This is a genomic window from Exiguobacterium sp. E4787 (genome assembly GCF_018618375.1).
GTDB classification, from domain to species: Bacteria; Bacillota; Bacilli; order Exiguobacteriales; family Exiguobacteriaceae; genus Exiguobacterium; species Exiguobacterium chiriqhucha.
Genome location: NZ_JACSLY010000010.1, coordinates 1 through 26409, shown reverse-complemented (window position 1 = coordinate 26409; position 26409 = coordinate 1). Strand labels below are relative to the sequence as shown.

The 26409-nt window shown below is 53.4% G+C and carries 29 protein-coding genes, 10 tRNA genes and 1 rRNA gene; 35 read left to right on the top strand and 5 right to left on the bottom strand.

Features of this window, described 5'->3' with window-relative positions:
- Positions 1-23: 23 nt before the first annotated feature.
- Positions 24-482 carry a DUF1877 family protein gene (locus tag KNP80_RS11815; protein ID WP_251130261.1) on the top strand — a complete coding sequence of 153 codons (459 nt, stop codon included), beginning with the start codon at positions 24-26 and terminating at the stop codon, positions 480-482.
- A gap of 140 nt (positions 483-622) precedes the next feature.
- The gene (locus KNP80_RS11810; RefSeq protein WP_214718414.1) at positions 623-976 is read left to right on the top strand and encodes a hypothetical protein; all 354 of its coding nucleotides are present in this window, start codon (positions 623-625) and stop codon (positions 974-976) included.
- 422 nt (positions 977-1398) lie between these two features.
- On the opposite strand, the gene KNP80_RS11805 is transcribed toward KNP80_RS11810, so the two are convergent.
- Positions 1399-2391, bottom strand: coding sequence for a metal ABC transporter solute-binding protein, Zn/Mn family (locus tag KNP80_RS11805; RefSeq protein ID WP_214834793.1), 993 nt, complete (start codon positions 2389-2391; stop codon positions 1399-1401).
- Between the two features lie 172 nt (positions 2392-2563).
- On the opposite strand from KNP80_RS11805, the gene KNP80_RS11800 reads away from it, so the two are divergent.
- The 3 genes from KNP80_RS11800 (at position 2564) to KNP80_RS11790 (ending at position 4652) form a co-directional block, all read left to right on the top strand.
- The gene (locus tag KNP80_RS11800) at positions 2564-3499 is read left to right on the top strand and encodes an alpha/beta hydrolase (protein ID WP_214718410.1); all 936 of its coding nucleotides are present in this window, start codon (positions 2564-2566) and stop codon (positions 3497-3499) included.
- Positions 3500-3565: 66 nt separating this feature from the next.
- A complete protein-coding gene (locus KNP80_RS11795; RefSeq protein ID WP_214718406.1) occupies positions 3566-4165 on the top strand; it encodes a histidine phosphatase family protein in 600 nt (199 codons plus the stop codon).
- A 10-nt stretch (positions 4166-4175) separates the two neighbouring features.
- The gene (locus KNP80_RS11790) at positions 4176-4652 is read left to right on the top strand and encodes a DUF456 domain-containing protein (protein WP_214709337.1); all 477 of its coding nucleotides are present in this window, start codon (positions 4176-4178) and stop codon (positions 4650-4652) included.
- A gap of 74 nt (positions 4653-4726) precedes the next feature.
- On the opposite strand, the gene KNP80_RS11785 is transcribed toward KNP80_RS11790, so the two are convergent.
- A complete protein-coding gene (locus tag KNP80_RS11785) occupies positions 4727-5242 on the bottom strand; it encodes a YwpF-like family protein (protein ID WP_251132388.1) in 516 nt (171 codons plus the stop codon).
- A gap of 72 nt (positions 5243-5314) precedes the next feature.
- On the opposite strand from KNP80_RS11785, the gene KNP80_RS11780 reads away from it, so the two are divergent.
- Entirely contained in the window at positions 5315-5617 is a 303-nt protein-coding gene (locus KNP80_RS11780; RefSeq protein ID WP_131471580.1) for a hypothetical protein, read from the top strand.
- A 39-nt stretch (positions 5618-5656) separates the two neighbouring features.
- On the opposite strand, the gene KNP80_RS11775 is transcribed toward KNP80_RS11780, so the two are convergent.
- Together KNP80_RS11775 and KNP80_RS11770 are read right to left on the bottom strand one after the other, a co-directional pair.
- Complete coding sequence (locus tag KNP80_RS11775) at positions 5657-7102, bottom strand: nicotinate phosphoribosyltransferase (RefSeq protein ID WP_214834792.1); 1446 nt, start codon at positions 7100-7102, stop codon at positions 5657-5659.
- Positions 7103-7124: 22 nt separating this feature from the next.
- A complete protein-coding gene (locus KNP80_RS11770) occupies positions 7125-7658 on the bottom strand; it encodes a cysteine hydrolase family protein (RefSeq protein ID WP_021068167.1) in 534 nt (177 codons plus the stop codon).
- Positions 7659-7800: 142 nt separating this feature from the next.
- Here KNP80_RS11770 and KNP80_RS11765 point away from each other — a divergent pair, with 142 nt between their 5' ends.
- The 10 genes from KNP80_RS11765 (at position 7801) to argF (ending at position 18169) form a co-directional block, all read left to right on the top strand.
- Positions 7801-8076, top strand: coding sequence for a 4a-hydroxytetrahydrobiopterin dehydratase (locus KNP80_RS11765; RefSeq protein ID WP_021068168.1), 276 nt, complete (start codon positions 7801-7803; stop codon positions 8074-8076).
- A gap of 7 nt (positions 8077-8083) precedes the next feature.
- The gene (locus tag KNP80_RS11760; RefSeq protein WP_214718833.1) at positions 8084-8551 is read left to right on the top strand and encodes a hypothetical protein; all 468 of its coding nucleotides are present in this window, start codon (positions 8084-8086) and stop codon (positions 8549-8551) included.
- Between the two features lie 33 nt (positions 8552-8584).
- Positions 8585-8902: a hypothetical protein gene (locus KNP80_RS11755; RefSeq protein WP_021068170.1), complete on the top strand. Its 318-nt coding sequence runs from the start codon at positions 8585-8587 to the stop codon at positions 8900-8902.
- Between the two features lie 147 nt (positions 8903-9049).
- Positions 9050-10075 (top strand): N-acetyl-gamma-glutamyl-phosphate reductase, encoded by a 1026-nt coding sequence (gene argC / locus KNP80_RS11750; RefSeq protein WP_214834791.1) that lies wholly within the window; start codon positions 9050-9052, stop codon positions 10073-10075.
- 13 nt (positions 10076-10088) lie between these two features.
- Positions 10089-11306: a bifunctional glutamate N-acetyltransferase/amino-acid acetyltransferase ArgJ gene (argJ, locus tag KNP80_RS11745; RefSeq protein WP_214834790.1), complete on the top strand. Its 1218-nt coding sequence runs from the start codon at positions 10089-10091 to the stop codon at positions 11304-11306.
- Entirely contained in the window at positions 11303-12082 is a 780-nt protein-coding gene (gene argB, locus KNP80_RS11740) for an acetylglutamate kinase (protein WP_214834232.1), read from the top strand. The genes argJ and argB overlap by 4 nt, the downstream gene beginning before the upstream one ends.
- Positions 12042-13187, top strand: a complete 1146-nt coding sequence (locus tag KNP80_RS11735) for an aspartate aminotransferase family protein (protein ID WP_214834789.1) — start codon at positions 12042-12044, stop codon at positions 13185-13187. The genes argB and KNP80_RS11735 overlap by 41 nt, the downstream gene beginning before the upstream one ends.
- On the top strand, positions 13184-14233 hold the full coding sequence (locus KNP80_RS11730) for a carbamoyl phosphate synthase small subunit (RefSeq protein WP_214834788.1): 1050 nt from the start codon (positions 13184-13186) through the stop codon (positions 14231-14233). The genes KNP80_RS11735 and KNP80_RS11730 overlap by 4 nt, the downstream gene beginning before the upstream one ends.
- Positions 14226-17246 (top strand): carbamoyl-phosphate synthase (glutamine-hydrolyzing) large subunit, encoded by a 3021-nt coding sequence (gene carB / locus KNP80_RS11725; RefSeq protein ID WP_214834787.1) that lies wholly within the window; start codon positions 14226-14228, stop codon positions 17244-17246. The genes KNP80_RS11730 and carB overlap by 8 nt, the downstream gene beginning before the upstream one ends.
- Positions 17243-18169 (top strand): ornithine carbamoyltransferase, encoded by a 927-nt coding sequence (argF, locus tag KNP80_RS11720; protein WP_214834243.1) that lies wholly within the window; start codon positions 17243-17245, stop codon positions 18167-18169. The genes carB and argF overlap by 4 nt, the downstream gene beginning before the upstream one ends.
- A gap of 47 nt (positions 18170-18216) precedes the next feature.
- Here the strand turns inward: argF and KNP80_RS11715 are convergent, their stop codons facing one another.
- Positions 18217-18942 carry a rhomboid family intramembrane serine protease gene (locus KNP80_RS11715; protein ID WP_034780868.1) on the bottom strand — a complete coding sequence of 242 codons (726 nt, stop codon included), beginning with the start codon at positions 18940-18942 and terminating at the stop codon, positions 18217-18219.
- A 63-nt stretch (positions 18943-19005) separates the two neighbouring features.
- Here KNP80_RS11715 and acpS point away from each other — a divergent pair, with 63 nt between their 5' ends.
- From acpS to KNP80_RS11620, 19 genes are all read left to right on the top strand, one after another.
- Positions 19006-19383: a holo-ACP synthase gene (acpS, locus tag KNP80_RS11710; protein ID WP_214718376.1), complete on the top strand. Its 378-nt coding sequence runs from the start codon at positions 19006-19008 to the stop codon at positions 19381-19383.
- On the top strand, positions 19361-20437 hold the full coding sequence (gene alr, locus KNP80_RS11705) for an alanine racemase (protein ID WP_214834246.1): 1077 nt from the start codon (positions 19361-19363) through the stop codon (positions 20435-20437). The genes acpS and alr overlap by 23 nt, the downstream gene beginning before the upstream one ends.
- Positions 20438-20566: 129 nt before the next feature.
- Entirely contained in the window at positions 20567-20845 is a 279-nt protein-coding gene (locus KNP80_RS11700) for a hypothetical protein (RefSeq protein ID WP_021068181.1), read from the top strand.
- Between the two features lie 5 nt (positions 20846-20850).
- The gene (locus tag KNP80_RS11695) at positions 20851-21201 is read left to right on the top strand and encodes a type II toxin-antitoxin system PemK/MazF family toxin (protein WP_029596222.1); all 351 of its coding nucleotides are present in this window, start codon (positions 20851-20853) and stop codon (positions 21199-21201) included.
- A 140-nt stretch (positions 21202-21341) separates the two neighbouring features.
- A complete protein-coding gene (locus tag KNP80_RS11690; protein WP_214834786.1) occupies positions 21342-21668 on the top strand; it encodes an STAS domain-containing protein in 327 nt (108 codons plus the stop codon).
- Positions 21665-22141 carry an anti-sigma B factor RsbW gene (rsbW, locus tag KNP80_RS11685; protein WP_021068184.1) on the top strand — a complete coding sequence of 159 codons (477 nt, stop codon included), beginning with the start codon at positions 21665-21667 and terminating at the stop codon, positions 22139-22141. The genes KNP80_RS11690 and rsbW overlap by 4 nt, the downstream gene beginning before the upstream one ends.
- Positions 22107-22907: an RNA polymerase sigma factor SigB gene (gene sigB / locus KNP80_RS11680; RefSeq protein WP_021068185.1), complete on the top strand. Its 801-nt coding sequence runs from the start codon at positions 22107-22109 to the stop codon at positions 22905-22907. The genes rsbW and sigB overlap by 35 nt, the downstream gene beginning before the upstream one ends.
- Positions 22908-22982: 75 nt before the next feature.
- Positions 22983-25109: a Tex family protein gene (locus KNP80_RS11675; RefSeq protein ID WP_214718827.1), complete on the top strand. Its 2127-nt coding sequence runs from the start codon at positions 22983-22985 to the stop codon at positions 25107-25109.
- A 208-nt stretch (positions 25110-25317) separates the two neighbouring features.
- A tRNA-Asn gene (locus tag KNP80_RS11670) sits at positions 25318-25392 on the top strand.
- 9 nt (positions 25393-25401) lie between these two features.
- A tRNA-Ser gene (locus tag KNP80_RS11665) sits at positions 25402-25493 on the top strand.
- Between the two features lie 27 nt (positions 25494-25520).
- A tRNA-Glu gene (locus KNP80_RS11660) sits at positions 25521-25595 on the top strand.
- Positions 25596-25601: 6 nt separating this feature from the next.
- Positions 25602-25677: transfer RNA gene (locus tag KNP80_RS11655), tRNA-Val, on the top strand.
- 23 nt (positions 25678-25700) lie between these two features.
- A tRNA-Asp gene (locus tag KNP80_RS11650) sits at positions 25701-25776 on the top strand.
- 7 nt (positions 25777-25783) lie between these two features.
- A tRNA-Gln gene (locus KNP80_RS11645) sits at positions 25784-25855 on the top strand.
- Positions 25856-25865: 10 nt separating this feature from the next.
- A tRNA-Lys gene (locus KNP80_RS11640) sits at positions 25866-25941 on the top strand.
- A 31-nt stretch (positions 25942-25972) separates the two neighbouring features.
- A tRNA-Leu gene (locus tag KNP80_RS11635) sits at positions 25973-26060 on the top strand.
- A 4-nt stretch (positions 26061-26064) separates the two neighbouring features.
- Positions 26065-26141: transfer RNA gene (locus tag KNP80_RS11630), tRNA-Arg, on the top strand.
- Positions 26142-26151: 10 nt separating this feature from the next.
- A tRNA-Ile gene (locus tag KNP80_RS11625) sits at positions 26152-26228 on the top strand.
- Positions 26229-26329: 101 nt separating this feature from the next.
- Positions 26330-26409 (top strand): 16S ribosomal RNA (locus KNP80_RS11620); the annotation flags it as partial.

The window sequence follows — 26409 nt, the reverse complement described above, 5'->3', positions numbered from 1 at the left end:
ACTGAAGAAAAGGGGGGCGTTCAATGATGGAGACGACACACTATATACGCATTTCCCCGGAAGTATGGGTCTCATTCGGACAAGATCCGGAAATGATTTTAGATTGGCTGCTGCACGTGCATAGTCAACAACGTGACACGTATGAGACATTGACGCTCCCGAGTATCGAGCGCTTCCAAAAGATTCTCGGACAAATCGAGATTTATATCGATGGGGATGACACGTATAACTTAGAGATGGCCGTCATCGGGGAGGAGTTAATCGTCAACGAGAAGCAGGCGGTCGTCGTCGGGATTTTGACGCCGCAGCTGCTCCATATCGTCAAAGATGCGATGAACGCATTCACGAAAGAAGATGTGGCCGATATGGCGTTCGTCGACCATGAAGGCCTCGATGACGTCTGGCTCAAATGGACGCTGTTGAAACGATTCTGTGAAGAAGCGATGGAGCGGGATGAGCTCGTGTTGATTTATTATGAATGATATCGCCTAAATGGTATAATATTGAAAAAATGGCGGTGGGATAAGTGGGTAATTTCCTTGTTAATTTGGCTTTATTGTATATGATAGTTAGCCCTGTGTTTGCATATCGAATCGGTAGAAAACGCTTTGCGAAGCTGAATATGATGACGATTTTGTTTTATATCGTAAGCTGGGGATATGTCCTTGGCGCGGGGACGCTTTCCGACCATCCTGTCTCGATACTTTGGGGCATCTTGCTGTTCTTGAATCTTTTATTAACTGTGATGACTAGCGCAATGTTTTTATATGAACGTTGGCCTAACCATTCTTTGATGCGGATCGTTGCCGTAGCAACCAGTTTCCTTTTAGGAAGCTTAGTAGTCGCGTATCGTCTCGATTCACGTGATGGGCTATGGGAGATGATGCTACAAGCGAGTATGATGACAGTCGTACTGTTTGTCACAAGTGTCATCTGGATTCGGTTGCGACAAATCGATTGGCAGCCGGACAAGTGAAAAGTTCGACGACATAGCGTCGAGCGGTGCTGTGACCTGATTAACTAGTAATGTATCTATAATTCGATGGAGGTCCACTGAATGTTATCTTGGTTAGGCATAACGAATACAGATCAAACTGAACGTCAGTTTTTCGGAAATGTGAAGAAAAAAACTAGAATCATCATTCTCCTTACGGCTCTACTAGCACTTTATAGCGTGAAGTCCTTATTCACTTACCTAATCCCAGCCTCATATTTAGCCGACCCGATCGTGGCCGTTTTACCAGGTACCGTGGGAGTTTTAGTTTCTCTAGTCTATGTCCTGGTCGCGGAACGACTTCTACAGGACAAAGCCAATCACGACAAACGCTAGTAAGTGAGACGAGTGTAATGCCATTCCAGACAAACAAAAACTCGACGCCGCAGCGCCGAGTTTTTGTCTTATTTTAATGCCGTCTCAAGCGCTTTGACATTCTCGCGCATGAGATCGAAGTAACTCTTGTCCATCTGCTCTTTCGTGACCGATTCTAAGTTGTAAATCGTCACCGTCTCCGCACCGATCTCGTTTTGAACGACCTGTGCGACTTTCGGTGTCACCGTATCCTCGAAAGCGATATATTTCAAGTCGTGAAGTTGTGCCTCTTCGATGACGCGCTTCAACGCTTGCTGTGACGGTTCTTCAGAAGGTGTGAGACCCGTGATTGGAAGTTGGTCAAAGCCGTACCGTTCCGCCAAGTAACCGTAAGCTGCATGCGTCACGAGGAGCTCAGACTTCGAGCCGCCGTCGACTGTTGCTTTGAGCTCGGCGTCGAGCGTGTCGGCCTCTTCTTTGAAGGCGCTCAAACGATCTGCGAACTCATCTTTATAGTCCGGCGCCTGTTCGCTGAATGCCGCTTCGACCGCTTCAGCCATCGAGACGGCATTCATTGGATCGAGCCAGACGTGTGGGTCGTACTGGCCGTGGTTATGGCCATCATCTTCGCTATGACCGGCCTCTTCCTCGGCATGGTCATCTTCCTCGTGTCCGTGCTCGTCCTCGCCATGGACGTGGACCGTGTCTTCTGCCGAGAGGAGTGTGACGTCCTCGGCCGTCTTCACGAACGTGACGTTCTCATTGGCCAAGCTCTTTTCCATCGACTCAACGTACGGCTCAAGATCGTGGCCGACCGTCAAGAACAAGTCGGCTTCGGCGATATCGGTCATCTGCTTCGATGTCGGTTCATACGTATGAGGGTCAGCGCCAGGCGGGATGACCATCTCGACGCGGACGCGGACGCCCCCGATTTCCTCGGCGAATGATTTTAAGGCGAACGTTGACGCGTAGACGGTCAACTGGTCGCTCGTCTCCTCCGTCGCACCGCTCTCTTCATTACTTGCACATCCACCTAATAGAAGTGTGCCGGCAGCGGCGACACTTAATAACTTTTTATTCATGAACTCTTCCACCTGTCCTCTCTATGTGAACCTTTAAATCGTAACCGTTACGTTCTGTGACTGCGAGTTATATTATAGGTGGCGAATCCGTGCACGTCAAGTCCGACTTCAGATGGATGGTTTTTCGAGAAAAAGGGAATATGATTAAAAAAAGAACGAGGAGTGGATGTATATGAGAAAGGAGACCGCCTGGTTCGTCGGAGGTGCGGCACTCGCGGCCGCCACGGCAGCAGGGGCCAGCGTATGGAACCAGTATGGATCGCTCGTGCGTTGGCAAGAGCCCGAATTGCCGGCGCAACCCTCCACCCGTAAACGTCGAACGCACACGTACAAGATTGTCAATGACCGCCCGCTCCAGTTTGACGTGTATTATCCGCCAGGGGATGGACCGTTCCCGGTCGCGGTATATGCCCATGGGGGGGCGTTCGTCCGAGGGAACCGAGGCATGGTGACGTTGTTCCATCCGTTACTCGACCATTTTCTCGCCAAAGGGTTCGCGGTCATCAGTATCGACTATCGTCTGTTCGAGGATGGGGTCTATTTCCCGGACAACATCATCGACGTCTCCGATGCGCTCTGTTATTTGAAACAGCACGACGGTCTGCTCAACTTGGATATTAACCGATTGATCGTCTGGGGTGACTCGGCAGGTGCGGCCCTCGTCTTAGCGACGGCGCTCGATCGAAGCAAACAGTTCACCGGTGAACTTGGAGATGACGTGCCACCGATTAAAGGGGTGATCGCGCTCTATCCGCCGACGAACTTCTTATTGTTCAAGTTCATCCAGACGTGGCTCGCTCATTTGAAATTTTATGAGGGGAGTCGCGAAGCGTGGCGCGAGCTGATGGTGAAGTGCTCGCCGGTCACACATCTCTATGACGATGCACCACCGATTCTCATCTTGCACGGAAAGAAAGACCCGATCGTCCCGTTCGGACAGGCGCTTCACTTCGTCGAACACGCGAGTGAGGTCGGTGCGAACGTGCAACTGATTTCCTTCCCGAACGGCACACACTCGTTAGCGAGCTTTCTCCAATCCGACAACCCGATCAAAGAAACGCAGCTCATGGCTCGCATCGACCGTTTCATCGATGACGCGATGATGTGACGTTGCGCTTTTTCGCAAAGATGGTACGATGGGATAGGATTTAGGAATCAAAAAGGAGTGACTCGCGTGACAGAACTTTGTTTGGTCCGACATGGTCAGACCGATTGGAATTTTCAAGAAATCATTCAAGGACGGGAAGATATCCCGCTCAACGCACTCGGACATCGGCAGGCCGAAGAGAGTGCGGCCTTTTTAAGTCAAGAATCTTGGGACGTTATCGTGGCGAGCCCGTTGTCACGGGCCGTCGACACGGCGCGTTACATCGCGGAGGCGTGCGGCATCGACGCAGCACACATCATTCAAGATGAGCGCTTCATCGAGCGTGAATTCGGAGCCGCGTCGGGAAAACCGGTACCGGGCATTTATGAGGCCGTTCAAGCCGACGATCAAGACCGCGTCCCCGGTCTTGAGTCCGAGGATGAGATGCGGGCCCGCGTCTTGAGCGGCATGCGCGATCTCGTCGAGACACATGCCGGGAAGCGTGTCATCGCCGTCTGTCATTCACATGCGATTAAAGCCGCCCTGTCGGCGATTGATGACACGTATACGTTCCGTCATGCCATGCGCAACGCCTGCTCGAACTATATCGAACATCAAGACGGTCAGTTCGTGGTCAAGGCGGTCAATGTCGCCGACCATATTACGAATGTGATCGTCGCAAAGTGAGGAGAAGCTCATGACGACATTGCTCTGGATATTCATCATCGCTTCATTTGTTGTCGCGTTCGCGGGATTGATTTATCCGGTCATCCCGAGCGTCTTGTTCTTATTCATCGGTTACATGATTTATGGCTTCGGTTTCTCATTCGAGCCGCTCACATGGACGTTTTGGCTCTGGCAGATTTTGTTCTTGATCTTCCTGTTCGTGGTCGACTATATCGTCACCCGGGCTACGGTCGATAAACGGGGCGGCTCTGAACGGGCGAAGTGGGGAGCGACCATCGGTTTGATTGCAGGGCCGTTCATCTTCCCGCTCGTCGGAGTGCTCATTTTCCCGTTCATCTTCGCGTTTTTAGCGGAACTCACGCTCGGGAAGTCGACGCGGGAAGCGTGGAGCATCGGTGTCGGGACCGTACTCGCTTTCCTCGGCAGCACGATGCTTAAAGTTGTCGGGATGACGATGATGGTCATCTTGTTTTTCATCTACATCTAAGGCGAAGAAACTTCTTCGCCTTTTTTGGTTGAGAATTTTATAAAAACGGGGAAAGAAAAACAAGACCGTTCGATTTATTCGAACGATCCTGTCTTGACGAGCTGGGTGAAGGCGGAGCGGCTGAACGACTGCTGCTGTTCGACTTGTTTTTCGAAGAAGGACGGTTTGAGTTCGGCGTTCGCCACGCCTTCGGAAATCAACGAATCGAGCACTTGCTTGGTCGGATCTTGTTTCGGCATCAGCATGAGCCCTTCCGCGACGAACGTGTGATGGTCGCTGAGCGACCGTTCGCTCGTGAACGTCAACGCGAGGGCGGCCGGGCGGTTCGCCGGTGACGTGATGACGGCTTCGGCAAGGAGCAGGATTCGCTTATTCAAATAGTGATGAAGCGTGACGGCAAATTCGGTCGGAACGAGCATCTCGAGGAGCCATTCGTTGTCATGCTCTTTCGAGATAATCAACCCATCGAGCAGTTCGACGGGGAGGTTCAACTCGTTGCCATACTCGTCTTGGACGAGGCGAACTTGGACTAGGCGGAACGTTTTCATCATATCGGTCCCTTCCACATTTTCTTTAATCCATCTTAACATAGTCTGCTTCGAAGATTGTGTTACGATAGCGGGGAAGCGACGTAAAAAAATAGAGGACAAGGAGGCATCAAGATGAGTTGGGTTGTTGGCATAATCGGGTATATCACGATTCTAGCAATCGGTTATTATGGTGTCCTTTTCTTCAAAGTAAAGCAGGAGCGGAGTCGGGCCGGATATCGAATCTTTCTCTTGCTCGCGGGATTGTTTTTCGTGAGCGGGAGTGATTATATCATCGCGTTGTTCCAAGGGGATACGGAAGCGACGTTTTGGCAACGGACCGTTTACTTCATATTGATTTTGATCTCTCTTTCAATCGCACTTTACTTTCGGAGAAAAGAAGATAAAATCCATGCGAACGAGATGACGACGGCATAAAACAAGAGGCTACGGAAAAAAATCCGCAGCCTCTTGTTTTTATTTCGGAATCCGTGTTTGACGAATCATCTCGAGTTTCAAGTCCCAGAGCGGTTTGCTGAAGGTGACCGAATATACTTCAGGCAAGCGGAGACGTTTATACTCTTCCCATAAACCGTTCATTTGCTCATGATGATATGCGCGAATCTCTGTCGCGTTCGGTAAGTCATAGACACGTTCGCCGTCTTGGAAAATCGGGACGAGCAAACGTTTGACACTAAAGTTGCGTGTCTTGATGCGGAACGCTGGGTCGCGCACATCAATCAAGTCGATCTCTTTATACGTCTCGACCGGCTCGTCAGCTAGGGCGATATAATCCCCTTTGAACTTCCCGGTCTCGTTATCGATGATGCGATACAATTCTTTCTTGTGTGGTGTCGTCGTCTTCACTTTCGAAGACGAGACTTTGATGACCGGCTTCAGCTTCCCGTCGGCACCTTCGCGGGCGACGAGCTTGTACACCATGCCGAGCGCGGGTTGTTCGTAGGCCGTGATGCCGCGCGTCCCGACGAGGAACGTGTCGGCTTCAGCGCCCTGCATCCGCAAGTCTTGAATGACGTACTCATCAAGGTCGCCCGAGACGACGATTTTGACGTAGTCGAGTCCGGCCGCATCGAGTGCTTTCCGAGCCCGTTTCGACAAGTAGGCCAAGTCACCTGAGTCGAGTCGGACCGACTTCAAGCGATAGCCTTTCGCCTCGAGTTCCTTGGCGACCGTGATCGCGTTCGGAAGACCGGACTTGAGCGTGTCGTACGTGTCAATCAACAGGCTCGTGTTGTCTGGATACATCTCGGCGAACGAGCGGAACGCCTCAAGCTCCTCATCATGGAACTGGATGTCGGCGTGTTCCATCGTTCCGCCGGTCGGGACATCAAAATCGCGTCCGGCCGAAACTAAACTCGTGACGTCGAAACCGGCGATATAGGCGGCCCGAGTCCCGTAATACGCAGCATCGACACCTTGGGCGCGACGGGCCCCGCCTTCGAGCAACGTCTCATTCGGCGCGGCTTGACGGATACGCGCGTATTTCGTCGCGATGAGTGATTCATGGTTGGCGATATTCAAGAGCGCCGTCTGGAACAGTTTCGCCTCAAAAATCGTCGATTCGATGCGGACGACTTGTTCGTTCGGGAAGATGACTTCTCCTTCACGGACGCTATAGAGCGAGCCGGTGAACTTGAAGTTGCGGAGTACGTCCGCAAACTCGTCCTCGAAGTCGAGTTGTTGTTTCAAGTAATGGATGTCCTCTTCCGTGAACGAGACGTTCTCTAAGTAGTGGACGATGTTTTGCAGGCCGGCGAAGACGACGTAGCCCCCGCTGAACGGATTCGAGCGATAGTAGAGGTCGAACACGACCCGTTCGTTGTGACGACCTTGTTTCCAATAGATATACATCCAACGTGGGAGGTATAGGTCAGTGTGAAGCGCTAGGTTGCGATGTAACATAATCGTTCCTTTCTGTTTTACGTCACTTCCCGGTCACAGTGGCCCCGAGTGTCGTGACAAAATGTTCGAGCGCCCAATCGTGTCCGACTGGGTTGAAGCTTTGGACGGCATCGGCGTGGACGACGATTGTATAGCCGAGGTTGTACGCGTCGACTGCCGTATGGAGTACACAAATATCCGTGCACACACCGACGAGATGGATTTCCGTGATGGCCCGTTCGCGTAAACGCAAATCAAGGTCGGTCCCGGCGAAGGCACTGTAGCGTGTCTTATCGATCCAATGGTCGGCCCGCGCTGCTGCCGCTTTGACGGTTCCATACAGTTCACGGCCTTCCGTGCCGCGGATGTTGTGGGGCGGGAAGAGCGTCGTCTCAGGATGATACGTGTCGCCGGCGTCGTGGACATCGTTCGCGATGACAACATAATCCTCGTCAGCAAACTCCTCGATTAACTGGACGATTCGTTCTTCTATGTCTTGCCCTGGTTTTCCACAAGTCAAACGACCCGTATCTGCGATAAAATCAAACGTGTAGTCGATCACAATCAATGCTCGCATGGCGAGATCTCCTCTCTCATGTGAAGAATAGTTGGCTATCCTTTTTATTCTAAATCATTTTGCGTAAAGCGAAAAAGATTATTTTTGATTGCGGTCGGGTACTAGGTGTAAGAAGAACTGTTTGCGAAAGGGGAATCAGCACATGCTGCTGTCATCAACCGAACTGTCAGAGCAACTGTCCCGCTTAAACGGCTGGGACGTTGTGGAAGGGGAATTGCAAAAGACGTATCGTCTCGAGACGTTTCCAGAGGCGATTCAATTCGTCCATCTCGTCGCCGATTTGGCGGAGTCGCTCGATCACCATCCGAACATCTTAATCGAGTATCGGAACGTCACGTTGACCGTGTCGACGCATGACGAAGGTGGAATCACGGAGAAAGACATCATGCTCGCGAAAGGTTGTGAGGAGCTTGTCTAAGCTATTCATGACATTTGCCTCAGGTACGGTCGCTGAACGATTGCGTCAACAACCGGGTGTGCTCGTCGCAAACGGGACGGAAACGATTTTACTCGCCGAAGGGGACAAGTCTCCGTTCCAGAGCGGAAAGACGTTTCAAATCGAAGAAGCAGAAGGACAATTCGCCCCGAAAGGGAATATTGTCTATGCGAACATTCCGGTCGATTCGAACGCCCGGTCGCTCTTGTTCCATCGTTTGTTGAAAGACAAATCACGCCTTGGGTCTGGCCATAGCGGTTTTGCCGCCTATCGGCTCGGTGTCGACCCGGAAGACAACCACGGGGTTGTTTTCATCCAATTCACCGAAGGCGGGAATCGTTTTCGTGATTCGACCGACTACGTCTTGTTCCAAGAATGGCTGAAAGAAGCCGTCGAACAAAAAGGAGCAGGTCCGATCATAAAACACTATGTCGTCGATGCAACAGATGACCTATAATAAACATAACGTCACGTTAGGGGAGGATTTTTTATGAACAAGAACTATTTCTGGTTAGGTATGGCCGCAGGTGCCGTCATCGGAGCCGGGGCATCGCTTCTCCACAGAGAGACGCGCGAGCAACAAGTCAGCCAGCTCAAGCATATGAAATCACGACTCAAGTCACACGATACGTCTACACAAGCTCATTCGGTCGGCCTTCAAGCCTCTTCGAAAGCGAGTTTGAAAGATCGCGTCATGGATTTGAAGGCGCTCTACGAAGAGAACCAAGATACGATTCAAAATCTTGTCGAAGACGTGAAAGACTTGGTCGATGCGCTTCAAGACGCTCGTCATAAAAATCAAATCTAATTCATGTCCACGGTCCGGTGCTGTTGCACCGGGCCGTTTTTTCATGTTCCGGCGAGCATCGCTCTATTCAATTTGTATAAAAATACAATTGACAGTATAAATATACGTATGTTTTAATCAATTTATTCTTTTAAGGAGGTTCGGCAGATGATCACTTGTGGAATCGTCGGCGTCACGGGGTACGCCGGGATGGAGCTGTTAAAGCTCATCGGCAAACATCCCGAGTTCACGCTCGTCCGGGCGATGAGCGACTCGAGCGCCGGGTCGACGCTCGCGCAACTGTATCCATGGTTAGAGATTGAAGATTTGACGCTCGAGCCGTTCCAAGTGGACGCATTGGACGACATCGACGTCATCTTTTTAGCGACGCCGAGCGGGGTGTCGGCGCAATACGTTACGCAGTTGACGGAATATGAAGGGGTAGTCATCGATTTGAGCGGAGACTTACGTCTGCCGGCATCGAGCTACGAGACGTGGTATGGCAAACCGGCCTTACCGGCATCGTTACAAGCGCAGGCGGTATATGGATTGACGGAATGGAATCGGGACGCCGTGAAGACGGCGGACTGGATTGCCAATCCCGGATGTTACGCCACGGCGGTCGCTCTCGGCTTATTGCCGTTCGTGAACGGCGGTTGGATCGACCCGCACGAAATCATCGTCTCGGCGTGCTCCGGCATCACGGGAGCCGGGAAAGGACTCAGCGCCAAGACGCACCACGCCCGCTCCAACGAGAACGTGCAACTGTATAAAATCCATGCGCATCAACACATCCCAGAGATTGAACAGACGCTTTATGCAGTGAGCGGGACGCAAGCGACCGTGTCACTCTCCACACATCTGTTGCCAATCAATCGGGGCATCATGGCGACGATGAGCGTCGTCCCGACGATTGAGCAGAGTGAAGCGGATTGGGTGAACGCATTGCGACAGGCTTACGCGGATGAACCGTTCATCCGGGTGCAACAAGGCGAACCGGAGATTCGGACGGCCGTCGGCTCGAACTACTGTGACATCTGGGTGTACGCCGATGCACGGGCGAATCGATTGACCATCGTCTCGGTCATCGACAATATGCAAAAAGGTGCGGCCGGACAAGCGATTCAAAACGCCAACGTCCGCTTCGGAGTAAACGAAACAGCCGGGTTGACTGAACAACCCCAATACATATAAGGAGGTCAAACGGATGATTGAAACAACGATTAGCCCTGTCGTCCACGTCGTCACGCCGAAAGGGTTTCAAGCGTGCGGAGTTCACGCCGGATTAAAACGAAAACGTAAAGATTTGGCGTTGCTCGTCTGCGAACAGCTGGCCAGTGCCGCCGCGGTGTATACGACGAACCAGTTCCAAGCGGCGCCGATTCAAGTGACGAAAGAATCGCTCCTTGCGACGAGCGGGAAGCTTCGTGCCGTCCTAATCAACAGTGCGAACGCCAACGCCTGCACCGGTCCGCAAGGGATCGAGGACGCGTATGTGATGCGCGACAAGGCGGCCGATCATATCGGGGTCAAACCAGAGGAAGTGGCGATTGCCTCGACAGGTGTCATCGGTCAACTGTTGCCAATGGAGACGCTCTTGAGCGGCATCGATTTGCTTGAACCGATTCATGAGGAGACGGGGGCGGAGTCGTTCGCGGAAGCGATTTTGACGACCGATACGGGAACGAAATGCACAGGCGTCGCGTATGCCGAAGGCGATGCTACCGTGACGATCGCAGGTGTGGCCAAAGGTTCGGGGATGATTCATCCGAACATGGCGACAATGCTCGGCTTCATCACGACCGATGCCGTAATCGCGCCCGACGTGTTGCAACGGGCGCTGAAACAGAGCGTGGACGCCTCGTTTAACAGCATCACCGTCGACGGGGACAGTTCGACGAACGATATGGTGCTCGCTTTGGCGAGCGGACTGACCGAGATGGATGAAATCATCGAAGGGACACCAGCCTATGACCGCTTCTGCCAAGAGTTGACTGACGTGTGCACAGATCTCGCCAAGGCGATTGCTCGTGACGGGGAAGGGGCGACGAAATTGATTGAAGTCGAGGTCGTCGGGGCGAAGACAGATGAGGCGGCTCGGATGATTGCGAAACAAGTCGTCGGCTCGTCGCTCGTGAAGACGGCCGTCTATGGACAAGATGCGAACTGGGGACGCATCATCGCCGCCATCGGTGCATCGGAGCAACCGATTAACGTGAACCACGTCGACATCCGCATCGGGTCACAGCATGTGCTGATGGAAAGTGCGCCGGTCTGGTTCGATGAGGCGCTCGCGACAGAAGAGATGGGACAAGACGTCGTCTCAATCCAAATCCGATTGCAGGACGGCGCCGGACAAGGTCAGGCGTACGGCTGCGATTTGACTTACGATTACGTCAAAATCAACGCGAGTTACCGGACATGAAACAACGGAAAATCGTCAAACTCGGCGGGAGCGTTTGGGACACGCTCCATCCGGACTATTTCAACGAGTGGCGGACGTGGCTCGACGCAGGGCATGAACTTGTGATCGTTCATGGGGGTGGACCTGCGTTGTCCGCTTATTGCGAGCACCAACAAATCGAACCGGTGTTTCAAGACGGACGTCGTGTCACGACAGCGGACGTGTTGACCGGTGCCGAGCGCGTGCTCGCGGGGGAGATGCAGACCGAAATCGTCGCTGCCCTCGGTCGTCATCATATTCAAGCGGTCGGTCTCTCGGGTGTGGACGGACAGACGCTGACAGGAAAGCAATTGGTGGAACTCGGGGCGGTCGGTGAAGTCGACCGGGTCGAGACAGACTTGTTCGAGCTGTTGCTCGCGGGTCGCTACGTGCCTCTCGTGACATCATTATTACACGGTACGGAAGGCACGTTGAACTGTAATGGGGACGATTGTGCGATTGCCGTCGCGGTCGCTCTCCAGGCCGACTGCTTCGAAATGATCACTGACGTCCCAGGTATCCGGATTGATGGGACGTTCCGTCAAACATTGACACGTAAGGACATCCAGACGGCCATCGCCACAGGGGATATCTATGGGGGGATGATCCCGAAGACCGAGGCGCTGTTGGCTGCTCTAACAGGAGGGATTGATGTCGCCGTCATCCGTGACGGCAAGGACCCGGTTCATCCCGGGACAACACTACAGGAGGTGCACCATGCATTCACTACTACCGACATACGGACAACGACATATTGAGATTGAGCAGGCGGGCGGGTCCTACGTGACCGATACGGCGGGGAAGCGGTATCTCGATTTCGTCATGGGCATCGCCGTCTGCGGGACGGGTCATCGTCATCCACACGTGAGCCAAGCGCTCGAGGCGCAGCTGCAAAAAGTGTGGCACACCTCGAATTTATATAACATCAGCGGGCAGGCGCGTGTCGCTGAAAAACTCGTGTCGGAGACGCACTTGACGCATGTGTTCTTCTGTAACAGCGGGACCGAGGCGAACGAAGGGGCGTTCAAATTGATTCGGAAATGGACGAACAAGACGAAAATCGTGACGTTCACGAAATCGTTCCACGGTCGCTCGTTTGCCATGCTTGGGGCCACTGGACAAGACAAGGTCAAAGCCGGATTCGGCCCGATGGTGGCTGATTTCGTGCACGCACCGTTCAGTGATATGGACGCACTCGACATGATCGATGACGAGACGGCTGCGGTCTGGCTCGAAATCGTCCAAGGCGAGGGCGGGGTCGTCGTCGCTGACACGGCCTGGCTCGAAGCGCTTCAAGCGAAAGCGACCGAGTATGGAGTCAAAATCGTCGTCGATGAGGTGCAGACCGGGATTGCCCGCACAGGTACCCGTTTCGCGTTCGAACAGACCCCGCTCAAACCGGACGTCGTCACGCTCGCGAAAGGGCTCGGCAGTGGGTTCCCCGTCGGAGCGATTTTGACAGCAGCAGGTGCGGAACACGTCTTCACGGCTGGCAGTCACGGTTCGACGTTCGGCGGCAATCCGCTCGCGATGGCCGCGGCGGAAGCGACGCTCGACATCTTGTTCGAGGCGGACGCACTTGCTCACGTCCATGCGGTGGGCGCGCGATTACGAGCGGGCTTGGAACAATTTGTCGACGGAGAGACGTTCACCGAGGTGCGTGGACTCGGCTTGATGCTCGGGCTCGTCGCGACGCAACCGGTCGCGACATGGATTGAACAGTTGCGAGACGCTGGCCTCTTGGTCGTCGCGGCAGGTCCGGACGTGATTCGCTTCTTGCCGTCTTTGCTGCTTACAGAAGCTGAAGTGGATGAGGCGCTCGCAATCATTGAACATGTGATTACAAAGGAGATGGTGTCATGACGGGGACAGTGACGTTACAAAGCGGTCAACAGTTCAACGGGACGTGGGAAACGAGTGCACGCTCGGCGAAAGGGGAGTTCGTCTTCTTCACAGGGATGACCGGTTATCAAGAAGTGTTGACCGATCCATCGTACGCCGGTCAAATCGTCGCGTTCACTTATCCGCTCATCGGACAATATGGGTTGACCGACACAGCATCTGAAAGTGCGGACATTCAAGTGGCGGGCGTACTCGTCCAGACGTTAGCCGGGAACGGGGCGGCGACCGACTTGAAGGATTGGCTGGAGCAGTCCGGGGTGCCGGTACTGTCTGACGTCGACACGCGCTCGCTCGTCCATGCCCTTCGTGAACACGGCGATCAGTGGGGTGTGATGACGTCTGAATCAGATGTGTCGTTCGATGGGGACTTACATCAGATTACGGAGACCGTTTCGACGCCAAGTCATGTGCGTCACGGTGACGGGGTGAACGGACATATCGTCTGTCTTGATTTCGGCGTGAAGGCATCGATGGTTCAAGCGATGGTGGAGCGAGGGTACGCGGTGACAGTCGTTCCGTTCGATACGACGGCCGCCCAAGTCCATGCGCTCGCGCCGACCGGGATTCTCGTGTCGAACGGTCCGGGAGACCCACGTGATTTAATCGACTACCTCGATGATGTGCGTGAAGTGTCACTGGCGTATCCGACACTCGGCATTTGTATGGGCCATCAACTGCTCGCGCTCGCCTTCGGGTGTGAGATTGAAAAACAGACGTACGGACACCGCGGATCCAATCATCCGGTCCGAAATGTCCAGACGGGTGAAGTGTGGATGACGTCGCAAAATCACGGGTACGTCGTCAAACAGGACAGTTTGGAAGCGACGCCGCTCGAGCTGTTATTTGAGAACGTGAACGATTTTTCGGTCGAAGGGACGTTGCACCGAACGGCCCCGATTCTAACGGCCCAGTTCCATCCGGAGGCTAGTCCGGGACCAAAGGAAGCACAAGCCATCTTTGACCGCTTCGACGAAATGATTCAGCAAGGGGTGAACGTCTATGCATAAAAAAGTACTCGTCATCGGTTCAGGTCCGATTATCATTGGACAGGCGGCCGAGTTTGATTACTCGGGCACACAGGCGTGCCAAGCGCTTCGGGAAGCAGGCTGTGAGGTCGTGCTCTTCAACTCGAACCCGGCCACGATCATGACCGATCCCGGTTTGGCCGATCATACATACATCGAGGCGATGACGTTAGAGAAGGCCGAGTTGATTATCGAGACAGAACGTCCGACCCACTTGCTTGCCACGGTCGGCGGGCAGACCGCCCTCAATTTGGCGCTCGCCTTGGACGAGGCCGGTGTGCTCGAACAATACGGGATCGCCCTCCTTGGGACGTCGCTCGAGACGATTCGCGACGGGGAGGACCGCGAACGGTTCAAACAGAAGATGAACGAACTTGGGGAACCGCTCCCCGTCAGCACGACCATCGAATCGATCGAAGCCCTTAACGGCTTTATCGCCGAGACGGGCGTCCCGCTCATCGTCCGTCCGGCGTTCACGCTCGGCGGTACCGGCGGTGGGATTGCAGAGACGATCGATGCCGCCTACACGCTCGCGCAACGTGGTCTCGAGGCGAGTCCGATTTCACAGTGTTTAATCGAGCAGAGTATCGCCGGTTATAAAGAGTTCGAATATGAGGTCATGCGCGACGCCAACGGGACGTGCATCATCGTCTGCAACATGGAAAACATCGACCCGGTCGGCGTCCATACGGGCGATTCGGTCGTGTTCGCCCCGGCCCAGACGCTATCGGATGTCATGCATCAGACGTTACGGAGCGCCGCGTTCCGAATCGTCTCGGCACTTGGTGTCGTCGGCGGGTGTAACATCCAGTTCGCCGTTCATCCGACGGAAGACGCCTATTACGTGATTGAAGTGAACCCGCGTGTCTCACGTAGCTCGGCGCTCGCCTCGAAGGCGACCGGTTATCCGATTGCGAAGATTGCGACCCGTCTTGCCCTCGGGGAACGACTCGACGATTGCATCAATCCCGTCACGAACGGGACGATGGCGAGCTTCGAGCCGGCCCTCGATTATGTGACGGCGAAAGTGCCGACGTTCCCGTTCGATTTGTTCAATGGGACGGACCGGACGCTCGGACCGCAGATGAAAGCGACCGGGGAGAGCATGGCGATGGGCAAAACACTCGAAGAAGCGCTACAGAAAGCGTGGCGCGGTGCCGGTGTCGAGCAGAATCCGCTCTATCCGAGTTGGATGGCGACAGCTGATGCCGACGTGCTATACGATGAAATTTCGGCGCCGACCGATCGTCGTCTCCTGGCGTGCCTCGCGCTACTCGACCGAGGAATCGCCACGACGTCACAACTTGAAGCGCTGACGGGCATCGTCCCGCACTTCATGATGACGTTCGAGCGACTCGTGACGATAATCCGTCTGAATCTGTCCACGCCAGCGAACCTGTTACAGGCGAAACGGTTCGGTTTCACCGACGCTCAGATTGCGCAACAGATGAATGTCACGGCCGACACAATCGCAGCAATACGGCTCGAACACGACATCCATCCGGTCTACCAGATGATTGACACGTGTGCCGCCGAATTCGAGAGCCGCACGCCGTACTTTTACGGGTCGTGGCACGGGACGTCTGAAGTCGTGCCGAGCGAGCGCCAGAAAGTCGCCATCATCGGGTCTGGTCCGATTCGAATCGGGCAAGGCATCGAGTTCGATTACAGTTCGGTGCATGCGGTCTGGGCGCTTCAAAAGCTCGGGGTCGAGACGATTATGATCAACAACAACCCGGAGACGGTGTCGACCGACTTCACAGTCGCCGACAAACTGTACGTCGAACCGTTGACGATTGAAGATGTCGTCCACGTATTGGAGGCAGAAGGCTGTCAGGACGTCCTCATCCAGTTCGGCGGCCAGACCGGCATCTCACTCGCCCATGCGCTGGAAACCAAAGGCTACCACTTGCTCGGGGCGCCGGCAGACGTCATCGATCAAATGGAGGACCGGGATCGGTTCTATCAATTCCTCGACGAGATCGGGGTGGCCCACATCCCTGGAGAAGAGGTCGGATCAGTAAACGAGTTGACGTCCGCAATCGATCGTCTCGGCTATCCATGTGTCGTCCGTCCGTCTTATGTCATCGGTGGGAAAGGGATGTATATTATCCGGACCGCGGCGGATTTGCACCAAGTCGAACCACACTTGACCTATCCGCTCCTCGTCGATGCGTATGTCGATGGACGTGAACTCGAAGTCGACTGTGTCACTGATGGGAAAAGCGTCTACGTCCCGGCTTTGCTCGAACAGATTGAGGCAGCCGGTGTCCATTCGGGCGATTCGACGATGATTCTGCCGCCGGTCAAGACGTCACTCGCGCAACAAGCCGAGATTGAAGCCATCGTTCAAACAATCGGGCGAGCACTCACGTACCGTGGCGCGCTCAATATCCAATTCGTGTTGAAGGACGACGTCATTTACGTGCTCGAAATCAATCCGCGTGCATCTCGGACGGTCCCAATCGTCAGTAAAGTGACCGGGGAACCACTCATCGAATGGGCGACGCTCGCGGCGTTCGGCCATGAGTTGGCAACCGTCGTCCCAGAGGCACGTCCGGTATGGAGCGGCTATGCCATCAAGACACCGGTGTTCTCGAGTTTGAAATTGCCGGGCGTCGACCCGCTCACCGGACCCGTCATGCGCTCGACTGGAGAGACGCTCCAATTCAGCATGACCCCTTACGTGTCCGAACGGTTCTGTTACGATGCGACGACGACGCGCGTCATGAATCGGACTGAGACCGTAGCCGGCCAAGGCTGGTCGTCATATAGTGATCAAACGCTTGATGAGACGACCGAGTTCCAAAACGTGTCGGTCCTATTCTCGAACGCACCAGAAGAGCAAGCGGCACGTGAGACGGCGGTCCGAAATGGCGTCCACGTCATCTCGGAGACACATCTTGCCGAATACTATCAACAAGCGATGCAAGCGGAACCGATGCCGGTCCGTTCACTTCAAACGATGCAGACAGGAGAGGGACTACCATTATGACGACGAAAACCATCAATCATCTACTGACACTCGAGGAACTGACTCCGTCCGCCCTCGACGACTTGCTTGGACTCGCGGCCGAAGTGAAACGACAGCCGGAAGCGTTCCAGTCGGCGCTCGCCGGCAAGAAAGTGGCGCTCTTGTTCGAGAAGGCCTCGACCCGGACCCGGATGTCGTTCGAGGTCGGTGTCGTCGAACTCGGCGGTTATCCGCTGTTCTTGAGCAGCAGTGATTTACAAATCGGGCGTGGGGAACCGCTGACGGATACGATACAAGTCATGAGTCGTTATGTCGATGCGCTCATGATTCGGACGTACGCCCACGCGACGGTCGAGACGCTCGCTTCGGCAGGTTCGATTCCAATCATCAACGGATTGACCGATTCCCATCACCCGTGCCAAGTACTCGCCGACTTGTTGACGGTCGAGGAAGTGTTCGGCACGAGAACAGGGAAGACGTTGACGTACATCGGCGACGGGAACAATATGGCCCACTCGCTCATGATCGGGGGCGCGCTCAGTGGGATGCACGTCCGCATCGCCTCGCCAGAAGCATATACGGTCGAGACCGACATTTTCGAACGAGCGAATGAACTCGCGGCAACGACAGGGGGTAGCATCACGCTTTGGCAAGACCCGGTTGCTGCCGCCACGGGTACGGATGTCATTTACACGGATGTGTTCGCGAGCATGGGGCAAGAAGCGGAAGCGGCGGAACGGTTGACGCAGTTTGCGACGTTCCAAGTCGATGCTTCGCTCATGCAGCAAGCGAAGTCAGAGGCGATTTTCCTGCACTGCCTCCCGGCCCATCGTGGCGAAGAAGTGACGGCCGACGTCATCGATGGTCCGCAGTCGGTCGTGTTCGATCAAGCCGAGAATCGCTTACACGCGCAAAAGGCGCTCATGCTCACTTTGCTCGCCTAAACAAAAGAGAGGATTCGCCGCTCGGGCGAATCCTCTCTTTATTACTGTCATAAGAAGCGGGCGAACAAACCGAACACGGCCAGTCCGACGATGACGTAGAAAATCCATTTGCCTTCACCCGTATGAATGATTGGAGGTGAATATTTGCGCGGCTTGTACTTTCCGTAGCGGAGCGGGCGCGAGTATGGGACCGCGAACCGGGAGAGCGGGATTGCGAGCAAGAACCCAGCCAGGAAGCCATACACATGCCCCCAGAGTGATACGTTCGCACCGATGAGCGTGAACACGGCGCTGATGGCGACGAAGATATAGACAAGTCGCGCGTCCTGGCTATAGATGAGCGTCCGACGGAACCGACCGATGTACACGTAGAAACCGAGAATCGCTAAAATCGCACCTGACGCACCGGCTTGCAGGTAGAACAGTTCACTCACCGTGAAAAACGTGAGCAGGTTGGCAAGCACACCAGCGACGATATAGAACACGGCGAATTTGATATGGCCGACCATACGTTCCATGGCAGGTCCAAAGATAATCAAAGCGAACGAGTTGAACAGCAAATGACCGAGCCCTAAGTGGATGAAGTTGGCCGTCAAGAGACGGTACCATTCCCCTTGGGCGAGCGCGAGATGGAACGACCCACCGAGTGCGACGATTCGGAGATCGGGTACCAAAGAATCGATGACAAACACGAGCAGTTGGATTACAATGAACAGCGTTACGAGCGGATACGCTCGGACGAACGTTTGGACATTCTCAGTACGACTAAACATAGCATCACCTCTTTCCTTAATTGTATAAGGAAACGAGTGAAAAAGGAAAGGAGCGAGTGTCCTGTGATTGTGGGAATCGGAATCGATATCGTCGAGCTCGAGCGGATTGCTCGCTCGATCAAGAATGACCGTTTCGTCGCGCGTCTGTTGACCGAAGCTGAGCGGGCGCTCGCCGACGCCTATCCAGAACAACGCCGCATCGAATTCGTCGCTGGACGGTTCGCGGCGAAAGAAGCGTATGCCAAAGCGGTCGGGACCGGGATTGCCCGGGGCCTGTCGTGGCAACAAATCGAAATTTTACCGGACGAGGCCGGGCGACCACATATGACGGCGCCGTACTCAGGCCGGATTCATATGAGTATCAGCCACAGCGAGCAATACGCCGTGGCACAAGTCATCATTGAAGAGGGGGATCACGATGTTTCGTCCAAGTTGGATTGAAATTGATCGGGCGGCGATCAAGCATAACGTAATCGAAATCAAAAAACGGATCCCGCAAGCGCTCATGGCCGTCGTCAAAGCGAACGCTTACGGACATGGAGCCGTCGAAGTCGCGAAAATTGCACTCGAGAACGGGGCGACGATGCTCGGTGTGGCCTTACTCGAGGAGGCAATCGAGCTCCGAGAGGCCGGGATTAAAGCGCCGATTCTCGTCATGGAGGCCCAGTTCCCAGAAACTGCGGGCGTCGCAGCCGAACACGATGTGACGTTGTCCGTCTTTTCGGCCGACTGGTTGCGTGAGGCGTGCACACATCTATCTGACCGTCCGCTGACCGTTCATGTGAAAGTCGACACGGGGATGGGTCGTCTCGGTTTGCGGACCCGCGCCGAACTTGATGCCCTTTTAGAAGCGGCAGATGACCGTTTCGTCATTGAAGGGATCTATACGCATTTCGCGACGGCGGATGAGCCGGACAGTGAGCTTTACTATGAGCAGCAGGAGCGGTTCGCTCAATTGATGGATGGACTCCACTCGCGATTCCGTTACATCCATACATCGAACTCGGCCGGGGCGATCCGCATGGCCGGACAAGATGTGCCGTATAACTTGGTCCGGGTCGGCATCGCGCTCTATGGATTGTATCCGTCGGCTGAGATGGCTTCCTTCTATTCATTTTTACGTCCGGCCTTCACGTTGAAGAGCAAGCTCATGCAAGTGAAGCAACTCGAAGCTGGACAGACGATCAGCTACGGAGCGACGTATACGACGACTGCAGATGAGTGGATCGGTACCGTGCCGGTCGGATATGCCGACGGCTGGATTCGTAAAGCGAGCGGATTCGAAGTCGGTGTAAACGGACACCGTTGTCCGATTGTCGGTCGTGTCTGTATGGACCGCTTCATGGTAAGGCTTCCCGAGTCAGTTCCGGTCGGGACGGTCGTCACGCTCATCGGCGGACCGGTCGCGATTGATGAACTGGCCACGCATCTCGAGACAATCAATTACGAGGTCGTCTGTCAATTGACGAGCCGCCTCCCACGACGTTATGTGTAAAGCGGAAAACGTGTGAAATTATCTGAATTCTTTCGGGAATCCTCTATATTTTCCCAAACTCGCGTGTTATATTGGTAAAGAACGCGGGAAGATTTCCGCCAGTCATTGAAACGATTCTGGAGGTGTAAGATGTTGAAACAGCGAACTGCGGGTGCTTTAGCGTCCGTTCCAGATCGGTTCTCGCAACATGTGGGTCCGATTTCGATGAAAGATCGTGAATCATTGTCATTGAACGATGTAGTGACGTACTTGTCCAAAGAAATTGCTGATCGACAACAAACACTGCGCGAAGAATTGGCGAGAGGCTATCAAGAGATGGCCGCGTTTAATTTGAATATGGCAGAAGAGATGCTGATGATTGAGACGGAAGCCGAACATGCTCTCTTACGTCAAGTAAGCGGGGTGTGAGCGGAGTGATCGTAAAGCGTGGTGACGTGTTTTATGCGAATCTGTCGCCCGTAGTCGGTTCAGAGCAAGGTGGAGTTCGTCCGGTTCTCGTCATTCAAAACGATATCGGCAATCGCTTTAGCCCGACCGTCATTGTCGCTGCGATTACGGCTCAGATCCAGAAAGCAAAACTGCCGACTCATGTAGAGGTGTATCAAGTCAAACATGGTCTCGAACGAGATTCCGTGATTTTGCTTGAACAGATTCGAACGATTGATAAGCGTCGTCTGACAGATAAAGTCACTCATCTCGATGATGAGACGATGCACAAAGTTGACCGAGCGCTAGAGATTAGTCTGGGATTAATCCCTCTCTAGCTTACATATAAAGAAACCGATACATGGGTATCGGTTTTTTTTCAAAAAAATCTTCAAAAAATAGTTTAGAATTCTGTAAAACGGGAATTTAGTTTAATCGTACTCAATTTTTCTGTACGCACATTAGGAGGGAATATACGATGGATTTAGCGATTCGCGAGCAAGTCATTGGAGAACAATTACACCTTTACGTATCCGGAGAAGTGGATACATATACCGCACCAAAATTGAAGGAAGTCTTGCACTCGGCTATTACGGAGCAGGATGTTACCGTTCATTTGGATGAAGTGGATTATATGGATTCAACTGGTCTTGGCGTATTTGTCGGTGCCCTTAAAATAGCCAAACGTAACGAGAAAGAGTTGTCGCTCGTCGGCGTCACCGACCGCGTCAACCGTCTCTTTGAATTGACAGGACTGCACAAGTTGCTCTCGATCAATACAAACGTAAGAGGTGGCACGCAATGAGTAACATCGAACAGACGGTGATGACGTTCCCGGCCAAACCGGAGTATGTCGGTGTGGTCCGTTTAGTCGTCTCAGGAATCGCTAACCGTATGGGATATACGTACGACGAGATCGAGGATATTAAAATCGCGGTCTCGGAAGCCTGTGGCAATGCTGTTCAACATGCCTATGAAGATCAAGAAGGTGAAGTGAAGCTTACGTGTGGCGTTCATCAAGATCGTCTCGAAATGACGATCGAGGACTCGGGCAAAACATTTGCCGACGACGTGAAACGCCAAGCGGCGCCAGTCGAAGAGACGGCTGAAATCGAATCGCTTCACGAAGGAGGACTCGGTCTTTTCCTCATTGAAGCCTTAATGGATGACGTCTCGATCAACAAGGACAATGGTGTCAAGGTGACGATGACGAAACTCCTTAACAGGGACGAGGTGGATCAGAGTGCCAGCAAAATCTCAACAACGCCATCACAGTGATGATGAAGTATTAGAGTGGATCGAGCGTTATCAACAGGACGATCAAAACGAAGAAGTCCAAATGCTCCTCATCAACCGATACTCGGACCTCGTTGAGGCGCTTGCACGAAAGTTTTCGCGAGGCCGGGCCATTCATGACGACCTCGTTCAAGTCGGCATGATCGGACTTCTCGCTGCCCTTCGTCGTTTCGACCCTGAGTTTGGACGCAGTTTCGAGTCGTTTGCCGTTCCGACGATTATCGGTGAAATCAAGCGTTTCATCCGTGACAAGACGTGGAGCGTCCACGTTCCGCGTCGGATTAAAGAGCTTGGGCCGAAAATTAAGAAGACGGTCGAAGAATTGACTACCGAACTGCAACGTTCACCGCGCATCGATGAGATTGCTGATCACCTCGGTGTTTCAGATGAAGAGATTCTCGAAACGCTCGAGATGGGTAAGAGCTACCAAGCCCTTTCCGTCGACAGCTCAATCGAAGCGGACAACGAAGGTTCGACCGTCACGCTCCTCGACCTCGTCGGGAGTCAAGAACGTGGTTACGAATCGGTTGACCAGCGCCTCATCCTTGAAAAAGCGTTCAGCGTGTTGAATGAACGGGAACAGGCGATTCTGGAATGTGCTTATTATAAAAACATGAGCCAAAAAGAGACGGGTGAGCTCCTTGGGATTTCACAGATGCACGTATCGCGCTTACAGCGTCGTGCGCTCGAAAAATTACGCGAGGCCATCAAAGTCCCGCTCAATGAAGTATTCTCAAACGATGACTAAACGGTCATCGTTTTTTTGTCGTCCACGCGTGAGTTTGCTACACTTCAAGAGAGAAGAGAAAAGGAAGTGATTCGATTGATTACGAAAATCGCAAAAGATTTGAAGTTGAAGACGAGTCAAGTCGAGACGGTGCAACAACTCGCCGCGGACGGAGCGACGATTCCGTTCATGGCCCGGTACCGTAAAGAAATGACCGGTAATCTCGATGAAGTGGAAATCAAAGCCATTCTCGATGCCTTACAATATGAAGAGAGTTTGCACAAACGTAAGACGGACGTCCTCGCCAAACTCGAGGAACTCGAGAAGGCGACACCAGAGTTGATCCGTGCGCTTGAAGCTGCGACGAGCCTGCAACAAGTCGATGACATCTACCTTCCTTATCGTCCGAAGCGACGGACGAAAGCCGAGCAAGGACGGGAGAAAGGGCTCCAACCGCTCGCTGACTGGTATCGTCAACCAACGCCATATTCGGTGACCGAAGCACAGTCGTTAGCGGGGGACCTCTCGCTTGAAGAAGCACTTCCGTTCGTCCAATCGATTATCGGGGAGGAGTGGGGCGAAGTGGCGACGCTTCGACAATCACTCCGTACACGAGTCCGGAAAGAGGCGCTTCTTCGTTCACAGAAGAAAAAACAGGCGGAAGATGAGAAAGAAGTGTTCGCCCAGTATTATGAATATGAAGAGAAAATCGCAGGAATCGTCCCACACCGAATCCTCGCCTTGAACCGTGGAGAGCGCACTGATGTGTTGCAAGTGAAGGTCGTCTTCGATGAGACGGGTTTCATACGACAAGCGCTCGGTAAGTTTGACCGCTTGCCGACGGAGAAACGCGAACTCGTTACGCTCGCCGTGAAGGATGCCTTCAAGAAGTCGGTGTTCCCGGCCATCGAACGCGAAGTCCGGAGTGAGTTGACCGAGACGGCTGAAGAACAGGCAATCGATGTGTTCTCAAAAAACTTGAAACAGCTCTACATGCAACCACCGCTTCGTGAGGTCGTCGTCCTAGGGATTGACCCAGCCTATCGAACGGGTTGTAAATGGGCTGTCGTCAATGAAATTGGAAAAGTCGAAGAGGTCGGTGTCTTCTATCCGACGGCACCGAAACATGATGTCGCCGGTTCAGAGAAAGTGTTGACGTCGCTCGTGAAGCGTTATCCAATCTCGGTCATCGTCATTGGGAATGGGACCGCCTCCCGTGAGACGGAGCAGTTCGTATCGACCTGGCTGAAGAAGGCGGAACGCGAGATAGCCTATGCCATCGTCAACGAAGCGGGAGCGAGTGTCTATTCGGCTTCAGAAATTGCCCGATCAGAATTCCCAGAATTGAAAGTGGAAGAACGTTCGGCCGTCTCGATTGCTCGGCGTATTCAAGACGCGATGGCGGAACTCGTCAAAGTCGATCCGCAGTCTGTCGGGGTCGGGCAATATCAGCATGACGTCAGTCAGAACAAGTTGAAAGGATCGCTCGAGTTCGTTGTCGAGAGTGTCGTCAACATGGTCGGCGTCGATGTGAACCGGGCTTCGGAGTCATTGCTCACGTATGTATCCGGATTGAATAAGACGACGGCTAAAAATATTGTCGCGTATCGGGATGAGTTCGGCCGCTTTGATACACGGAAAGAAATCAAGAAAGTACCACGTCTTGGAGCGAAGGCGTATGAACAAGCAGCCGGCTTTTTACGAATCACGAACGGGAGCGATGTGCTCGACCAGACAGAGATTCATCCAGAGAGCTATAAACTGACACTCTCTCTATTGAAGGAACTCGGTGTTTCGAAGCAAGCGGTAGGCACGGCCGAACTGCGGGAACGATTAAAGACGGTCGATGCCAAAGTGCTAAGTGAGAAGCTAGATGCCGGATTACCGACAGTCGAGGATATCTTGAAGTCGCTCGCGAAGCCTGGGCGTGACCCGCGCGAAGATATTCAGAAACCATTGCTTCGGACCGACGTAATGAACTTAGAGGACCTCCAAGTGGGGATGGAGTTCCAAGGGACGGTACGCAACGTCATCGACTTTGGGGCGTTCGTGGACATCGGGGTGAAGCAAGATGGACTCGTCCATATTTCGAAATTGTCGAATCGCTACGTCAAGCATCCACTTGATGTCGTTGCGGTCGGTGATATCGTCACCGTATGGATCGAACAAGTGGACGCCAATCGGGGACGGATCAGTCTCACGATGTTGGAGCCGAAACGTTAAATAAGAAGGAACTAGCACCGAGTAAAATGTTTTTCATTTTGCTCGGTTTTTTTATGAAAAAGTGTTGACGGTCTTTTCTGCCCGTGCTATCTTATAGAAGTCGCCGAGAGACGACATGGAATATTAAAGCTTTTCTAAAAAAGTGATTGACAGGTTTCTGGTTTGCGGTTACAATTTAAATCGTTACTTCGATAAATTCAAGCAACGTTCCGCAATAGCTCAGTGGTAGAGCAACCGGCTGTTAACCGGTAGGTCGTAGGTTCAAATCCTACTTGCGGAGCCATTTTATTTTGGAGACGTACCCAAGAGGCTATAAGGGGCTCCCCTGCTAAGGGAGTAGGCTGGGAAACCGGTGCGAGGGTTCGAATCCCTCCGTCTCCGCCACTTATTTTTTAGAAAACACATACATCTGGCCCGTTGGTCAAGCGGTTAAGACACCGCCCTTTCACGGCGGTAACACGGGTTCGAATCCCGTACGGGTCACCATCATACGGAGGATTAGCTCAGCTGGGAGAGCACCTGCCTTACAAGCAGGGGGTCGGCGGTTCGATCCCGTCATCCTCCACCATTTCAAATTTAAGCACGTATAACGGTCTTGTGGTGTAGGGGTTAACATGCCTGCCTGTCACGCAGGAGATCGCGGGTTCAAATCCCGTCAAGACCGCCATTTACGTTGGGCCGTAGCCAAGTGGTAAGGCATCGGATTTTGATTCCGACATGCGAAGGTTCGATCCCTTCCGGCCCAGCTTATAATTTGAGTCATTAGCTCAGTTGGTAGAGCATCTGACTTTTAATCAGAGGGTCGCAGGTTCGAGCCCTGCATGACTCACCATTTTTTATCCCTCGTAACACCTTAATACGCTGCGGTCGTGGCGGAATCGGTAGACGCGCTAGGTTGAGGGCCTAGTGGTGGTTAACACCGTGGAGGTTCAAGTCCTCTCGACCGCACCAATATGCACCCTTAGCTCAGCTGGATAGAGCGTTAGACTACGAATCTAAAGGCCGGGAGTTCGAATCTCTCAGGGTGCACCATTTTTATTATGGGCCTATAGCTCAGCCGGTTAGAGCGCACGCCTGATAAGCGTGAGGTCGGTGGTTCGAGTCCACTTAGGCCCACCATTTAAACTGACGAACTTTGAAAACTGAACGATGAGGCAAAAATGTTTTACAATTTTTGAATGAAGCGCAAGCTTCGTCATTTTTAAAGAGCTATATCAAATTCTTTGGAGAGTTTGATCCTGGCTCAGGACGAACGCTGGCGGCGTGCCTAATACATGCAAGTCGAGCGCAGGAAATCGAC

Coding starts and splice junctions, on each gene's coding strand:
- KNP80_RS11815 (WP_251130261.1), top strand. CDS start 24: ATGATGGAGACGACACACTATATACGCATTTCCCCGGAAGTATGGGTC.
- KNP80_RS11810 (WP_214718414.1), top strand. CDS start 623: ATGATGACGATTTTGTTTTATATCGTAAGCTGGGGATATGTCCTTGGC.
- KNP80_RS11805 (WP_214834793.1), bottom strand. CDS start 2,391: ATGAATAAAAAGTTATTAAGTGTCGCCGCTGCCGGCACACTTCTATTA.
- KNP80_RS11800 (WP_214718410.1), top strand. CDS start 2,564: ATGAGAAAGGAGACCGCCTGGTTCGTCGGAGGTGCGGCACTCGCGGCC.
- KNP80_RS11790 (WP_214709337.1), top strand. CDS start 4,176: ATGACGACATTGCTCTGGATATTCATCATCGCTTCATTTGTTGTCGCG.
- KNP80_RS11785 (WP_251132388.1), bottom strand. CDS start 5,242: ATGTTAAGATGGATTAAAGAAAATGTGGAAGGGACCGATATGATGAAA.
- KNP80_RS11780 (WP_131471580.1), top strand. CDS start 5,315: ATGAGTTGGGTTGTTGGCATAATCGGGTATATCACGATTCTAGCAATC.
- KNP80_RS11775 (WP_214834792.1), bottom strand. CDS start 7,102: ATGTTACATCGCAACCTAGCGCTTCACACTGACCTATACCTCCCACGT.
- KNP80_RS11770 (WP_021068167.1), bottom strand. CDS start 7,658: ATGCGAGCATTGATTGTGATCGACTACACGTTTGATTTTATCGCAGAT.
- KNP80_RS11765 (WP_021068168.1), top strand. CDS start 7,801: ATGCTGCTGTCATCAACCGAACTGTCAGAGCAACTGTCCCGCTTAAAC.
- KNP80_RS11760 (WP_214718833.1), top strand. CDS start 8,084: ATGACATTTGCCTCAGGTACGGTCGCTGAACGATTGCGTCAACAACCG.
- KNP80_RS11755 (WP_021068170.1), top strand. CDS start 8,585: ATGAACAAGAACTATTTCTGGTTAGGTATGGCCGCAGGTGCCGTCATC.
- argC (WP_214834791.1), top strand. CDS start 9,050: ATGATCACTTGTGGAATCGTCGGCGTCACGGGGTACGCCGGGATGGAG.
- argJ (WP_214834790.1), top strand. CDS start 10,089: ATGATTGAAACAACGATTAGCCCTGTCGTCCACGTCGTCACGCCGAAA.
- argB (WP_214834232.1), top strand. CDS start 11,303: ATGAAACAACGGAAAATCGTCAAACTCGGCGGGAGCGTTTGGGACACG.
- KNP80_RS11735 (WP_214834789.1), top strand. CDS start 12,042: ATGCATTCACTACTACCGACATACGGACAACGACATATTGAGATTGAG.
- KNP80_RS11730 (WP_214834788.1), top strand. CDS start 13,184: ATGACGGGGACAGTGACGTTACAAAGCGGTCAACAGTTCAACGGGACG.
- carB (WP_214834787.1), top strand. CDS start 14,226: ATGCATAAAAAAGTACTCGTCATCGGTTCAGGTCCGATTATCATTGGA.
- argF (WP_214834243.1), top strand. CDS start 17,243: ATGACGACGAAAACCATCAATCATCTACTGACACTCGAGGAACTGACT.
- KNP80_RS11715 (WP_034780868.1), bottom strand. CDS start 18,942: ATGTTTAGTCGTACTGAGAATGTCCAAACGTTCGTCCGAGCGTATCCG.
- alr (WP_214834246.1), top strand. CDS start 19,361: ATGTTTCGTCCAAGTTGGATTGAAATTGATCGGGCGGCGATCAAGCAT.
- KNP80_RS11700 (WP_021068181.1), top strand. CDS start 20,567: ATGTTGAAACAGCGAACTGCGGGTGCTTTAGCGTCCGTTCCAGATCGG.
- KNP80_RS11690 (WP_214834786.1), top strand. CDS start 21,342: ATGGATTTAGCGATTCGCGAGCAAGTCATTGGAGAACAATTACACCTT.
- rsbW (WP_021068184.1), top strand. CDS start 21,665: ATGAGTAACATCGAACAGACGGTGATGACGTTCCCGGCCAAACCGGAG.